The 13,019-nt window shown below is 68.1% G+C and carries 18 protein-coding genes; 8 read left to right on the top strand and 10 right to left on the bottom strand.

The window, feature by feature from the left end; all coding sequences use genetic code 11:
• Window positions 1-34: 34 nt before the first annotated feature.
• The 3 genes from ACN27E_RS24470 to ACN27E_RS24460 are packed head-to-tail and all read left to right on the top strand — an operon-like array spanning window position 35 to window position 2,264.
• Window positions 35-859: a class I SAM-dependent methyltransferase gene (locus ACN27E_RS24470; RefSeq protein WP_422745471.1), complete on the top strand. Its 825-nt coding sequence runs from the start codon at window positions 35-37 to the stop codon at window positions 857-859.
• Window positions 856-1,395 carry a DUF1697 domain-containing protein gene (locus ACN27E_RS24465; RefSeq protein ID WP_422745470.1) on the top strand — a complete coding sequence of 180 codons (540 nt, stop codon included), beginning with the start codon at window positions 856-858 and terminating at the stop codon, window positions 1,393-1,395. The genes ACN27E_RS24470 and ACN27E_RS24465 overlap by 4 nt, the downstream gene beginning before the upstream one ends.
• The gene (locus ACN27E_RS24460; RefSeq protein WP_422745468.1) at window positions 1,392-2,264 is read left to right on the top strand and encodes a class I SAM-dependent methyltransferase; all 873 of its coding nucleotides are present in this window, start codon (window positions 1,392-1,394) and stop codon (window positions 2,262-2,264) included. Before ACN27E_RS24465 ends, ACN27E_RS24460 begins: the two co-directional genes overlap by 4 nt.
• Here ACN27E_RS24460 and ACN27E_RS24455 read toward each other — a convergent pair.
• Window positions 2,240-2,605 carry a GntR family transcriptional regulator gene (locus ACN27E_RS24455; protein ID WP_422745467.1) on the bottom strand — a complete coding sequence of 122 codons (366 nt, stop codon included), beginning with the start codon at window positions 2,603-2,605 and terminating at the stop codon, window positions 2,240-2,242. The genes ACN27E_RS24460 and ACN27E_RS24455 overlap by 25 nt on opposite strands.
• A 46-nt stretch (window positions 2,606-2,651) precedes the next feature.
• Here ACN27E_RS24455 and ACN27E_RS24450 point away from each other — a divergent pair, with 46 nt between their 5' ends.
• Window positions 2,652-3,365 carry an NAD-dependent deacylase gene (locus ACN27E_RS24450; protein ID WP_422745465.1) on the top strand — a complete coding sequence of 238 codons (714 nt, stop codon included), beginning with the start codon at window positions 2,652-2,654 and terminating at the stop codon, window positions 3,363-3,365.
• Here ACN27E_RS24450 and ACN27E_RS24445 read toward each other — a convergent pair.
• On the bottom strand, window positions 3,362-3,946 hold the full coding sequence (locus ACN27E_RS24445) for a class I SAM-dependent methyltransferase (protein ID WP_422750086.1): 585 nt from the start codon (window positions 3,944-3,946) through the stop codon (window positions 3,362-3,364). The two genes, ACN27E_RS24450 and ACN27E_RS24445, sit on opposite strands and share 4 nt — an antisense overlap.
• Window positions 3,947-4,020: 74 nt before the next feature.
• On the opposite strand from ACN27E_RS24445, the gene ACN27E_RS24440 reads away from it, so the two are divergent.
• Window positions 4,021-4,548, top strand: a complete 528-nt coding sequence (locus tag ACN27E_RS24440) for a DoxX family protein (RefSeq protein WP_422745463.1) — start codon at window positions 4,021-4,023, stop codon at window positions 4,546-4,548.
• An 83-nt stretch (window positions 4,549-4,631) separates the two neighbouring features.
• Entirely contained in the window at window positions 4,632-4,763 is a 132-nt protein-coding gene (locus ACN27E_RS24435; RefSeq protein WP_422750196.1) for a hypothetical protein, read from the top strand.
• A 57-nt stretch (window positions 4,764-4,820) separates the two neighbouring features.
• Here ACN27E_RS24435 and ACN27E_RS24430 read toward each other — a convergent pair whose 3' ends face one another.
• Genes ACN27E_RS24430 through ACN27E_RS24420 form a run of 3 tightly spaced genes read right to left on the bottom strand, consistent with a single transcriptional unit; the run spans window position 4,821 to window position 7,734 of the window.
• Window positions 4,821-5,816: an NAD(P)H-dependent flavin oxidoreductase gene (locus ACN27E_RS24430; RefSeq protein WP_422745462.1), complete on the bottom strand. Its 996-nt coding sequence runs from the start codon at window positions 5,814-5,816 to the stop codon at window positions 4,821-4,823.
• 5 nt (window positions 5,817-5,821) lie between these two features.
• Entirely contained in the window at window positions 5,822-6,586 is a 765-nt protein-coding gene (locus tag ACN27E_RS24425) for a 3-hydroxyacyl-CoA dehydrogenase (RefSeq protein WP_422745460.1), read from the bottom strand.
• A 56-nt stretch (window positions 6,587-6,642) separates the two neighbouring features.
• Window positions 6,643-7,734 (bottom strand): CaiB/BaiF CoA transferase family protein, encoded by a 1,092-nt coding sequence (locus tag ACN27E_RS24420; protein WP_422745459.1) that lies wholly within the window; start codon window positions 7,732-7,734, stop codon window positions 6,643-6,645.
• 98 nt (window positions 7,735-7,832) lie between these two features.
• On the opposite strand from ACN27E_RS24420, the gene ACN27E_RS24415 reads away from it, so the two are divergent.
• On the top strand, window positions 7,833-8,624 hold the full coding sequence (locus tag ACN27E_RS24415) for an enoyl-CoA hydratase (RefSeq protein WP_422745457.1): 792 nt from the start codon (window positions 7,833-7,835) through the stop codon (window positions 8,622-8,624).
• A gap of 49 nt (window positions 8,625-8,673) precedes the next feature.
• Window positions 8,674-9,951, top strand: coding sequence for a tetracycline efflux MFS transporter Tet(V) (gene tet(V) / locus ACN27E_RS24410; RefSeq protein WP_422745456.1), 1,278 nt, complete (start codon window positions 8,674-8,676; stop codon window positions 9,949-9,951).
• Here tet(V) and ACN27E_RS24405 read toward each other — a convergent pair.
• Genes ACN27E_RS24405 through ACN27E_RS24385 form a run of 5 tightly spaced genes read right to left on the bottom strand, consistent with a single transcriptional unit; the run spans window position 9,948 to window position 12,958 of the window.
• A complete protein-coding gene (locus tag ACN27E_RS24405; protein WP_422745454.1) occupies window positions 9,948-10,418 on the bottom strand; it encodes a winged helix-turn-helix transcriptional regulator in 471 nt (156 codons plus the stop codon). The genes tet(V) and ACN27E_RS24405 overlap by 4 nt on opposite strands.
• A gap of 27 nt (window positions 10,419-10,445) precedes the next feature.
• Entirely contained in the window at window positions 10,446-10,853 is a 408-nt protein-coding gene (locus ACN27E_RS24400) for a nuclear transport factor 2 family protein (protein ID WP_422745452.1), read from the bottom strand.
• Window positions 10,850-11,524 carry an SDR family oxidoreductase gene (locus tag ACN27E_RS24395; protein WP_422745451.1) on the bottom strand — a complete coding sequence of 225 codons (675 nt, stop codon included), beginning with the start codon at window positions 11,522-11,524 and terminating at the stop codon, window positions 10,850-10,852. Before ACN27E_RS24395 ends, ACN27E_RS24400 begins: the two co-directional genes overlap by 4 nt.
• Window positions 11,525-11,546: 22 nt before the next feature.
• Window positions 11,547-12,395 (bottom strand): MBL fold metallo-hydrolase, encoded by an 849-nt coding sequence (locus tag ACN27E_RS24390; protein WP_422745450.1) that lies wholly within the window; start codon window positions 12,393-12,395, stop codon window positions 11,547-11,549.
• A complete protein-coding gene (locus ACN27E_RS24385) occupies window positions 12,392-12,958 on the bottom strand; it encodes a hypothetical protein (protein ID WP_422745448.1) in 567 nt (188 codons plus the stop codon). Before ACN27E_RS24385 ends, ACN27E_RS24390 begins: the two co-directional genes overlap by 4 nt.
• Between the last annotated feature and the right edge of the window lie 61 nt (window positions 12,959-13,019).

Below are 13,019 nucleotides of genomic sequence, written 5' to 3'. Positions count from 1 at the left end.
CTAGTACGGCGCGCAGTCCTTACCATCGGAAGCGATGAGTGCGATCGACGGCAACACCCTCGAGGGCGTCTCGGCGACGACCCTGTGGACGCTGCACAACCGGGCCAGCGAGGCCAAGCGCTCCGACGGCGTCATCCGCGATCCGTGGGCCGTCGCGCTGCTCGATGCGATCGACTACGACTATCTGAAGTTCGGCAGGCCCAATCAGTCCCACGCGTTGCGCGCCCGCGCCTTCGACGCCGCCACCGGCGTCTATCTCACCGCGCATCCGAAGGCCGCGGTCGTGGCGCTGGCCGAGGGTCTGCAGACCAGCCGGTGGCGGCTCGGTCACGCCGGTGTCGCCGACCAGGTGACCTGGTATTCGGTCGATCTGCCGCCGGTGATGGCTCTGCGCGAACAGCTGCTGCCGGCCGACGACCGGACCGTCGCGCTGGGCCAGTCGGCACTCGACCGCACCTGGATGGACCGTGTGGACGCCACCCACGGTGTGTTCATCACGGCCGAGGGTCTGCTGATGTACCTGGACCCCGACGACGTGCTGGGCCTGATCGCCGACTGCGCCGCCCGCTTCCCCGGCGGCCGGATGTTGTTCGATTCGATCCCGCCCTGGCTCAGCCGCCGAACCCTGAAAGGACTGAAACTCTCCGACCGCTACGTCGCTCCGCCGATGCCGTTCAGCCTCACCGCCGACGCCGCGGTGGCGCTCGCCGGGACGGTCCCCGGGGTCCGCGCCGCCTACGACGTGCCCATGCCGCGTGGCCGCGGTCTGTTCGACCTCCTGTTCCGGCCGCAGCTCGACCTCCTGCCCGTGCACCGCCGTGGCAGACCGAGCATCACATTGCTGGAGTTCGGGTCATGACGCGCTACGCCGCATTCCTGCGGGGCGTCAACGTCGGCGGGGTGACGCTGAAGATGGCCGACGTCGCCACGGCCCTGCAGGACGCCGGATTCGAGGCGGTCAAGACCATCCTCGCCAGCGGCAACGTCGTGCTGCAGAGCAGCGCCGGGACCGAGACGGTGCGCACGGCCGCCGAACGGGCGCTGCGCGAGCGCTTCGGCTACGAGGCGTGGGTGCTGGTGTACGACATCGATACCGTGGCGGCGATCTGCGCGGCCTATCCGTTCGAGTGGGAGGTCGAGGGCCACCACAGCTACGTCACCTTCGTCACCGACGACGCGGTGCTCGACGAACTCGCCGCGCTGGCCGCCGACGCACCCCCCGAGGAGAAGATCGAGCGCGGCCAGGGCGTCATCTACTGGCAGGTGCCCAAGAGCGGCACGCTCAAGACGACGATCGGCGCCACCATGGGCAAGAAGCGCTACAAGTCCTCGACCACCACCCGAAATCTGCGCACGCTGGACAAAGTGCTGCGTTCGGTAGATTCGCGCAGGTGACGGAAAGCCCGAACGCACCGCAGTCCGGCAAGGTCGACGGCAGCGCGCTGACCGGTGTGTCGGAGACCGCGTTGCTCACGCTGCTGGTCCGGGCGACCGAAGCGCGCCGCCCGGATGGCCTGATCGACGATCCGATGGCCATCCATCTCGTCGATGCGATCGACGTCGACTTCGCCAAGTTCGGGCCCAGCCGGCGCCAGGACATGGCGTTGCGCGCCAAGGGTTTCGACGCCCAGGCCCGCAAGTACCTGTGCACCCACCCCGGGGCCACTGTGGTGGCGCTGGCCGAAGGGCTGCAGACCAGCTTCTACCGGCTCGACGCCGCCGGTGTCGGCCACGACTTCCGCTGGCTCACCGTCGACCTGCCGCCGATCATCGCGCTGCGCGACGCGCTACTGCCCCACGACGACCGGATCACCACATGTGCACAGTCGGCGCTGGACTTCAGCTGGATGGACCGCGTCGACGACTCCGACGGCGTGTTCATCACCGCCGAGGGGCTGCTGATGTATCTGCAGCCCGCCGAGGCCACCAGTCTGATCACCGCGTGTGCGGCCCGGTTCCCGGGCGGGCGGATGATGTTCGACCTGCCGCCGTCCTGGTTCGCCTGGTGGGCGCGTAAAGGGATGCGGACGTCGCTGCGCTACAAGGTGCCGCCCATGCCGTTCAGCCTCAGCGTCGCCCAGGCGGCCGAGTTGGTGAACACCGTGCCCGGCGTGCGCGCGGTGCACGATCTGCCGCTGCCCGAGGGCCGCGGCCGGCTGCTCAACACCCTGGTGTGGACGGCTCAGCGGCTCCCGCTGTTCGATGCGGTGCGCCCGGTGTGGACGCTGCTGGAATTCGGTCAGCCGAACGCGGCTTCGACGTAGCGGATGGCCTCGTCCTTGGTCACGCCCAGCGCGCGGGCAGCGGTCACGAAGGTGTGGGCAGCGGTCGCCATCGCCGTATCGGCCGGATCACTGCGGGCGACGAATGTGCCGAAGCGGCCGCGCGTCTCCACGATGCCCGAGGTCTCCAATTCGCGGTAGGCCCGGGCCACGGTGTTGACCGCCAGGTCCAGCTGGCCGGCCAGGTCGCGCACCGTGGGCAGGCGGGTGCCGGGGGTCAACCGCCCGGCGCGGACCGCATCGATGATCTGCAACCGAAGCTGATCGAAGAGGGGCCGTGCCGCGTGCGTGTCGATCTGAACCCAATCCCCCAATTCGGCCACGTGCTCAGTATCACCCACCATCACCCAGTCCGACTACTTTGGTCATGTGCAGGTGACGGTGCTCAGCGGCGCCGGTATCTCCGCCGAGAGCGGCGTGCCGACGTTCCGCGATGTGGAAACAGGGCTGTGGGCCAAGGTCGACCCCTACGAGATCTCCAGCGTCGACGGCTGGCGGGCTCAGCCGGACAAGGTGTGGGCCTGGTATCTGTGGCGGCACTACATGATGAGCGCCGTCGCCCCCAACAACGGTCATCTGGCCGTGGCGGCCTGGCAGGACCACGCGGATGTCCACGTCGTCACCCAGAACGTGGACGACCTCCATGAGCGCGCCGGCAGTACGAAGGTCTACCACCTGCACGGCAGCCTGTTCGAGTTCCGTTGCGACGCTTGCGGTGCGCGCTTCGAGGGTGAGCTGCCCGAGATGCCCGAGCCGGTCGAGTCGGTGGAGCCGCCGCAGTGTCCGTGCGGCGGGCTGATCCGCCCGAACGTGGTGTGGTTCGGCGAGGCGCTGCCCGAGCGGGCCTGGCAGCATTCGGTGGCCGCCGTCACGGGCGCCGACGTGGTGATCGTCGTCGGTACGTCGTCGATCGTGTATCCGGCCGCCGGGTTGCCCGAGCTCGCGCTGGCCCGCGGCATCCCGGTGATCGAGGTCAATCCCGAACGTACGCCGCTGTCGGACGGCGCGACGCTCTCGCTGCGCGAGACGGCGGCCGGCGCGCTACCCACCCTGTTGCCGCGGTTGCCCGAGCTGCTGGGTTAGCCCGCGCGCACCGCGCGGCCGAGCGCCACCTCGGCCACCGGTGAGGGCAGCCAACGCGGGAAGACCCACTCGTGGCGGGACTGTTCGACCACGAATCCAGCTCTCGCTATGGCAGATTCGGTGTGCCGGTGGGTGTGGCAGTTGCCCAGCAGCCTGGGCCACACGGTCGCATCGGCAGCCCGCTGCACGCGCGCGCGTATGCCCGTGCCCGCCACGTGCTCCAGGTAGCGCAGCTGCCCGCCCGGCTTCAGCAGCGCAGAGAGCTCCCGCAGCACGGCGTCGGGGTCCTCGATCGAACACAGCACCAGGGCGCACACCACCGCGTCGAACGGCTCGTCGGTCCGGTACTGCTCGACGGTGTCTTCGATGACGGTCACCGGTACCGGAGCGTGGGCGGCCGCCGATCGGGCCAGCTCGGCGAGCCTGCGTTCGGGTTCGAGTGCGACCACCTCGGTGACCCCGGGCGGATAGTGGGCGAAGTTGGTTCCCGTGCCGGCGCCGATCTCGAGCACCCGCCCGGTCAGCCCGGCGAGGTTGTCATGCCGCAACCGGCGCACGGCCTCCGGTTCGTGGCCGGACATGACCGTCCACAGTCGTGCGAAGAACGGATTGTCCACCTCGATGAGTATCGTCCGTCGCGCCGGTCTGCTCAACCATGACCGCACTCAACATGGGCCCGCTGAACACGGGCCTGCTGATCCTGCGTCTCGGCGTCGGAGCCGCCGTGCTCCAGGCCGGACTGATCAAGGTGTTCGACTATCCGACCACGGTCGGCTACCTCGAGGCCGGCGGCTGGCGGGCGCCGGAATTGGCGGCGTTCATGGTGACCGCCGCCGAGACCCTCGGCGGGATCGGGTTGCTGCTGGGCGCCTTCACCCCGCTGGCCGCATGTGCCGTGACCGCCGCGATGCTCGACGCCTGGGCCGTGAACGTCTCGGGGGCGGCGTTCTACTCCGATCCGTTCAATGTGCCGTTCCTGCTGGCGGTGGGCGCGGCCGCGCTGCTGTTCAGCGGGCCCGGCGGCTACTCGGTGGATGCGCGCTGGGTGCCGCGGGTGGGCCGGCTGGCCGGCTCCGTGCGCGCTCTCACCGCGCTCTTAGCCGTCGCTGTGGTGGCGGCGGTGGTGACCTGGATCGCACTGAACGGCACCAACCCGATCCACGTCACGTCACCTACTGGCTAGGAACCTACCCAAAAGTAGGATTGCCACCATTTTCCGAATCGTGACTCAACGATTCCTTAATGGTGACTCCTACGCTCAGTGTCATGTGGATCGACGACACCAGTGCCGATGTCATCAAAGTCGACTTCGAGGCGCTCTACCACGGCGATTTTCTCGTCGAGGGCGACACCTCCGAGCAGGTCGACGACGCGGCTCCGCTCGCTCAAGCCGGCTGAACCCGCGCGCCGCAGGCGGCGCGCGGGTCATTCGTTGCCGTTTGCTGCCTGACCGCGTCAGACCGTGACGTTCGCCTGCTCCGACACCATGCCGGCCAGTCGACCCGTGATGATCTCCTCGGCCTCGTCGACCATCCTGGCCACCAGCTCACCGACCGTCGGAATGTCGTTGATCAGCCCCATCGAGGTGCCGACACTCCAGATACCGGCGTCCAGATCGCCGATCTCGTAGACCTTCACGCCGCGCTTGCCGGCGACCAGATCCTTGACGTCCTCGAACTGACCGCCCTTGTTGAGAATGTCGACCACCTCGCGCGACACCGCGTTGCTCGCCACGCGGGCGGTGTTGCGCAGCGGACGAAAGATCAGCTCGGTGTCGAGTTCGGTCCCGGCGACGATCGCCTCCTTGACCTTGTGGTGGATCGCCGACTCGGCGGTGCACATGAACCGCGAACCCATGTTGATGCCGTCGGCGCCCAGCGCCAGCGCCGCCACCAGACCGCGGGCGTCGGCGAATCCGCCGGAGGCGATCATCGGGATGTCGATCTTGGCCGACGCGGCCGGGATCAACACCAGACCGGGGATGTCGTCCTCACCCGGATGGCCCGCACACTCGAACCCGTCGATGCTGATGCCGTCGACACCCAGGCTCTGCGCCTTGACCGCGTGGCGCACCGACGTGCACTTGTGCAGCACCTTGATGCCGTTGTCGTGGAACATCGGTAGGTGCGGGGCCGGATTGGAGCCCGCGGTCTCCACGATCTTGATGTCGGCGTCGACGATGACCTGGCGGTACTCGTCGTAGGGCGGGGGGTTGATCGTCGGCAGGATCGTCAGATTGACGCCGAACGGCTTGTCCGTCAGATCCCGGCACCGGGCGATCTCGTCGGCGAGATCGGCCGGAGTGGGTTGCGTGAGTGCGGTGATGAAACCCAATGCGCCCGCATTGGCCACCGCCGCGACGAGCTCCGCGCGGCCCACCCACTGCATACCGCCCTGGACGATCGGGTGTTCGACACCGAAGGTCTCGGTGAACTTGGTCCGGATGCTCATGCCGGCTACCGCGGCGCCATGCGGATCGCGCCGTCGAGCCGGATCGTCTCGCCGTTGAGCATCGGGTTCTCCACGATGTGCACGGCCAGCGCGCCGTACTCGTCGGGGTCGCCGAGGCGGGCCGGGTGCGGCACCTGCTGGCCCAGCGATTTCTGCGCCTCTTCGGGCAGCGAGCCCAGCAGCGGGGTCTTGAACAGGCCGGGGGCGATGGTGCAGACGCGGATGAACTCGCGCGAGAGGTCGCGGGCGATCGGCAGGGTCATCCCGACCACGCCGCCCTTGGACGCCGAGTAGGCGGCCTGTCCGATCTGGCCCTCGAAGGCGGCGACCGATGCGGTGTTGATGATGACGCCGCGCTCGGGGCTGTTCTCCGGGCCGATCGGTTCGGTCTTGGCGATCCGCTCGGCGCTCAGCCGCAGCACGTTGAACGTGCCGACCAGGTTGACCTGGATGACCTTGGTGAACTCCTCGAGCGGGAAGGCGCCGTTCTTGGACAGCGTCTTGATGGCGTTGCCGATGCCGGCGCAGTTGACGTTGATCCGCAGCGGGCCCATCTCCTCGGCGGCGTCGAGCGCGGCGCTGACCTGCTCGGGATCGGTCACATTGGCCTGGACGAACCGTGCCCGGTCCCCCAGCTCCTTGACCGCGTCTTCACCCTTGAGGTCGATGACGACCACCGAGGCACCCCGGTCGAGCAGGCGCTTGGTGGTGGCCAGGCCCAGCCCGGAGGCTCCGCCGGTGACGACGGCGACGGCGTCTTTGATCTCCACTCGCACTTTCCTTTCCGGCCGGCGCACCCGCGCCCCGACCTACTGGTTGGTTGGGACTATACCCAGTCGCGCAGAACGTCCTCGGTGTCCGCCCCGGGCACCCCGGGCGGGGTGGGCGCCGCATTGGGCGTCCGGGAGAAGCGGGGCGCCGGAGCCGGGAACAGATACTCGCCCTCGCGGTAGAAGGTGTCGCGTTCGGTGTTGTGCGGTTCGTCCTGGACCTCGCCGAACGACAGCACCGGCGTGCAGCAGGCGTCGCTGCCGGCGAACACCCTCGTCCAGTGGTCGCGGTCGTGGGCGGCGAAGGCCTCGGTGAGGCGTTCGCGCAGTTCCGGCCAACGGGACATGTCGTTCTGGTCGGGCAGGCCGGCGTCGGTCAGGCCGAGCTTGGCGATGAGTTCGGCGTAGAACTGCGGTTCGATGGCGCCGACCGCGACATGGCGGCCGTCCGAACACGTGTAGGTGTCGTAGTACGGCGCGCCCGTGTCGAGCATGTTCTCCCCGCGGACATCGGTCCACATGCCCATGGCCCGGAACGCCCACATCATCTGCGCGAGCACGCTGGATCCGTCCACCATCGCGGCGTCGATCACCTGCCCCTTGCCGGAGCGTTCCCGCTCCCACAGGGCGGCGAGGATGCCGACGAGCAGGAACATCGACCCGCCGCCGAAGTCGCCCGCGAGGTTGAGCGGCGGGACCGGCCGCTCGCCGGCGCGACCCACGGCATGCAGGACACCATTGAGGGAGATGTAGTTGATGTCGTGGCCGGCCTGCTGACTGCGCGGGCCGGTCTGGCCCCAGCCGGTCATGCGGCCGTAGATCAGGCGGTCGTTGACCTTGGCACAGTCCTCCGGGCCCAGACCGAGCCGTTCGGTGACGCCGGGCCGGAAGCCCTCGATCAGCACGTCGGCCTTGGCGACCAGCTGCAGGACCAGGTCGCGACCTTCGTCGCTCTTGAGGTTGGCCGCGACCGAACGGCGGTTGCGCAGCAGCTGATCGCGTCCCTTGCTCGGGCTGCCGGAGCCCTTGCCGGGCCGCTCGATGCGAACGACGTCGGCGCCGAGGTCGCCGAGGATCATCGCTGCGTGCGGACCGGGACCGATGCCGGCCAGTTCGACGACGCGCAATCCATGCAGGGGTCCCGCCATTTCTACCGCTCCTTCGGAGTAGTTGACCGCGACATAGCTTACTTGTATAACCTTCTCGACCGGCCACGGGCATCAGCCGCGCATGGGAAGGTGAAGCCATGACGAGCATCGACGACCTGACCGTGGAACTCGACGACGGCGTCCTGGCCCTGACGTTGAACCGTCCGGACAGCCTCAATTCGCTGACGGCCGACATGCTCGACGGTCTCGCCGACGCGCTGCGAAAGGCGGGCGACGACCCGCAGGTCAGGGTGGTGCGGCTCGGTGGCGCGGGACGCGGGTTCAGTTCCGGCGCCGGAATCAGCGAGGCCGATCAGATGAAGAAGTCGGAGATCGGCGCGAATGCCGTACTCGACGCCGCCAACGCGGCGGTGCGCGCGATCGTGGCGCTCCCCAAGCCGGTGGTGGCCGTGGTGCACGGACCGGCCGCGGGCGTCGGAGCGTCGCTGGCACTGGCGTGTGATGTCGTGATCGCCTCGGAGCAGGCCTATTTCATGCTCGCCTTCACCAGGATCGGACTGATGCCCGACGGTGGTGCGTCGGCATTGGTCGCCGCGGCCGTGGGCCGGATCCGGGCGATGCGGATGGCGCTGCTGGCCGAGCGCATCCCGGCGGCCGAGGCCTACGCATGGGGGATGGTGACCGCGGTGCACCCCGCCGAAGCATTCGACGCCGAGGTGGACAAGGTGCTGGCGCAGCTGAAGGCGGGACCGGCCGTGGCGTTGGCCGAGACCAAGCAGGCCGTCAACGCGGCGACGCTGACCGAACTGGATTCAGCCATCGCGCGCGAGACCGAAGGTCAGTTGAAACTGCTGGCGTCGCACGACTTCCGGGAGGGCACCCGGGCTTTCCAGCAGCGGCGCACCGCGGAGTTCACCGACCAGCCCTGAGGCCGAAAATCGATGGACGCGTCCACGTCCGGTCCGCCACCATCGACGGGTGAGTACGCAGTACGACCTCGACACCGCCGCGCCCCGCGTCGGTCGATGGCGCGTGCTCGCACCGTTTTCCTCTCGGGAATACCGGCTGCTGATCGCCGCAGTCTCGTTGTCGATCTTCGCCGAAGGGATGTGGACGGTCGTGATGGCGCTTCAGGTCATCGCGCTGGACAACGACCCGGCGTCGCTGTCTCTGGTTGCGGCGTGTCTGGGCGGCGGGCTGGTGGCTTTCGTCCTGGTCGGCGGCATCGCCGCTGACCGCTTCGACCAGCGGGCCATCATCATCGCCGTCGAGGCGGTCAACCTCGCCGCGGTATCGGTCGTCGCAACACTAAGTCTCACTGGGGCGCTGCGCATCTGGCATCTGGCCGTCGCGGCGGCGGTGCTGGGTGTCGCCGCGGCGTTCTTCTTCCCCGCCTACAGCGCGATCCTGCCGCGGATTCTCGCACCGGAACACCTGCTGGCCGCCAACGGCGTGGAAGGTGTTGTGCGCCCGGTGTTCCAGCGCTCGGTGGGACCCGCGGTGGCCGGCGTCGTCATCGGCGCCACCGTCCCTTCGGTGGGCGCGGTGACCGTCGCGGTGCTCTTCGGACTGGCTCTGCTCCTGCTGGTGGCCACCCGGCCGGCGACCGCGTCCCAGCCCACCGCAGCGCACAATCACGTGCTGCGTGACCTGCGCGACGGTGTCCGATTCGTGGCGCACACCCCGTGGCTGCTGTGGACGCTGCTGTTCGCCAGCGTGTTCGTGCTGCTGGTCCTCGGCCCGCTGGAGGTGCTGTTGCCCTTCATCGCGCAGGAGCGCTTCGCTGACGGCGCGCGCGCCTACGGGTTCGTCCTGGCGTTCTTCGGGATCGGCAGTGCCCTCGGCGCCCTGGCGATTTCGTCGGCGCGAATGCCGCGGCGGTACCTGACGATGATGATGGCGATGTGGGGCGCCGGGTCGCTTCCGCTGGTGGTCGTCGGCGTCACGTCGTCGTTCCCGATGATGGCCGTCGCGACCTTCGTGGTCGGCGTGACCGATGGCGCCGGCATGGTGATCTGGGGGACGCTGCTCCAGCGTCGGGTGCCCACCGAGATGCTGGGCCGGGTGTCGAGCCTGGACTTCTTCGTCTCGCTGGCCTTCATGCCCCTGTCGTTCGCGATCGTGGGTCCGCTGTCGAAGGTGATATCGATGCAGACCATCTTCCTGGTGGCCGGCGTCGCGCCGGTGCTGCTCGCCGCGGTGGCGTTCACGGCCGCGCGGATGCCGCGTGACGAGATCGCCCACCCGTTGGGTTAGGCGCCGGAGCTGGGTTCGGCCTTACGGAAGCCCGGACCCACCACGGGGCGGAAGTTCTCGGCGGTGACGGGCTCGCCGCACGCCTCGCACACCAGCGCGTGACCCGAAGGATGCTCGCAGTCGTGCATGAAGATCACGGGCGGCCCGTCGGGGGCGAAGTACTTGTCCCCCCAAGCCATCAGGGCGTTGATCACCGGGAACAGGTCCTGCCCCATCGGGGTCAGCTGGTAGACGTTCCAGTCGTGGTTGGCGTCGTAGGTCTGGGTCTCGACGACGCCGATCTCGATCAACTTGGCCAGCCGGCTGGTGAGGACGTTGCGCGAGACATCCAGACGCCGAACCAGATCCGAGAAGCGTCTCGGTTTCATGAGCAGTTCGCGCACGACCAGCAGGGTCCAGCGCTCCCCCGCGACCTCCAGCGCGCGCGCAATCGAACAGTTCTGCGTCGCGTAGTCACTCTTGAGCACTCGGCGATTCTACGCTGGGCGGTTGCATCACAGGACTGCGGCGAGGCCGTACGTGCCGTCGTCGAGCTTCTGGATCTTGGAGCCCATGAGCTCCGAGAGCGCCATGCCTGCGCGGATGGGCCGCAGGAACACGGTCAGGTCCACGATTCTGCCCGCGTCATCGAGACGCAGCACCTGGGTGCCCTCGGCCTGCCTGCCGGCGATGTCCGCCTTGAAGACCAGCGCGACCGTGCCCTCGGCGTGCATCTCGTCGGTGAACCTGACGTTGGAGAAGCACGCCCGCAGGAGAGCGAGCAGCGGAGCCACCGTCGGGCGCCCGACGAACGGCGAATGCAGGACCGGACTGTGCAGCACCGCCTCAGGCGCCAACAAGTCGAAATATGCGTCATCGTCGGCGTTCTCGATCGCCTCGGCGAACGGATGCGCAACAGTCATCGGCTGCCCAGCGACGTCCGCACCTGGCGGGTGAGGTCGTCGGCCAGTACTTCTCGCGCGCCCGCGGCCACGCCGTCGATCGCGGCCGCGGCGACGTCACGCGGATCGTTCTTGGGGGCGTCGATGTGGGCGATCATGTCGGTGTCGATGAAGCCGACGTGCAGCGCAGTCACAGCGACGTTGCTCAATGCGAGTTCCTCCCGCACGCTGTCCGTTTGCGCCCACAGAGCCGCCTTGGCCGCACTATACGGCCCGAAGCCGGCCGGATGCGTCCACGACAGCACCGAGGCGATGTTCAGGATCGCGCCGGGGGCGTTGGCACGCAGCACCGGTGCGAATGCTCGCGTCACCGACAGCGTCCCGAAATAGTGGGTCTCCATCAGGTCCCGGATATCGCTCATCGAGCCCTCGAGAAGGGTTGCCGACGAGCTGTTTCCCGCATTGTTCACCAGCACCGTGACATCGGATGCCGCGGCGGCGGCGCGGGCCACCGATTCGGGATCGTTGATGTCGAGCTGCAGCGGAGTCACCCCCGCCGAGGTGATCTGCTCGGGGTTGCGCGCGGCGGCGTACACCTTGGCAGCCCCACGCCGGAGGAGTTCCTCGGCGAGGTGACGACCCAGTCCGCGGTTGGCTCCGGTCACCAAAGCGACGGATCCGTCGATGTTCATGTCGTGTCTTCCTGTCGAGGGTTCAGTGACGTTCGGGTTTGTGGCGTTTGATCGCGTTGTATGCGGAGTAGTGGAGTGTGGTGGGATTTCCGTGATGGGGATACTTGGCGTGCATCGCCTCGACGATGTCCTCCATGGACGACGCCTGCTGGAATGCAACAGTGAAATCCTCGATGTAGGAACGAGTCTCGGCCAGCACGCGACGACCGTCATCGTCGGCCTCGGGCTTCCTGTGTCCGGCGATCACCACCCGGGGATCGAGGCGTTGCAGTGTCCGAACGCTGTCGATCCATGCGGCCCATTCGGTAGGCCCGCTCAACCCCAGCATCTGGTGGATCTGGTTGTATGCGATGTCGCCGGCGACGACGGCTTCCAGGGCCGGTATGTGCAGGACCGCGCTGGGCGCGATGTCGCCCTGTCCGACGTCGATCACCCGCAACTGATGGCCTTCGAGGTCGATGACGTCGCCGTCGAGCGGCTCGGGCATCGTGGTGAGAACGCTCAGCTCGTCGCCGAAGAACTTGGTGCCCGTCTTCACCTCGGACTCGAGGTGTGTTCGCAGATGGCTCACCACGCCGGCGGTCGCGACGAACCGCGCCGCGGGAAAGCGCTCCATCAGTCGGCTGCCGCCGAAGCAGTGATCGCCGTGGCCATGGGTGACGAAGATCGTGGTGAGGGTCTTCCCTGTCGCCTCGATCATGTCTCCGAGGGCATCGACGTCGGCCCTGACGAACTGGCAGTCGACCAGGACGGCCTCGTCGTCGCCGGAGATCAGGGTGGACGTGATGGGTGAGAACGTCTGTCCCCCACCGATAGGACGCGTCGGACTGGTGAACACCTGCAGGCCGAGTGCGGTGGTCGTTGCGCTCATGCGGAGCCCTGCTCGGACCGCGCGAGCTCGAGGTAGTCCGCAGCCTGCGTGCGCTGCGTGTTCTCCCAGCGCTCTACCGCGACCCGACCCAGGCCGGGGGCGACGAAGTCCACGATGTTCGCCAGGTGCAACACCTCGCCCGCCGCACCCCACGTCCCGTCCTTGACCTCCTCGACGAACACCCAGAGGCGTAGCTCCGGGTGCTTCCATCGGCCGTTCTCGGCCTCGGTGAGCGCGGCGAGGATGTCGCGGTTGACGGCCGGGATGAACACGTCGTCGAGTTGGCCCTCGGGGATCCGGACCACGAATTTGTAGACCGGGCCACGCGGCGCCGTCGGCCCGACCGGGTTCCCGGCCACGTAGGTGTCGGTGCGGTGCACGAACATCCAGGCGATGGAGCTCGCCCGCTTGATACTGGCCTGGACCGCCGCCGGATCGTCGACGAGGTCCACGATCCGGCGGACCTCGTGTTTGACCAACAGGTCGCTGACCTGGCCGACGAACGTTCGTTCGGCCTCGGGCTCGAGGGCGCCGTCCTGGATGTAGAGGTCACACATGGGCATATCGATCTTCTCCTGTTTCTCTTTCTGTGGATTGTCGAATGCACTGACGTGCAACGCTTTC

This window comes from Mycobacterium sp. WMMD1722, assembly GCF_049315205.1.
Lineage (GTDB): Bacteria > Actinomycetota > Actinomycetes > Mycobacteriales > Mycobacteriaceae > Mycobacterium.
The sequence above is the reverse complement of the archived record's forward strand: the minus strand, read 5'-3'. Positions and strand labels throughout refer to the sequence as shown.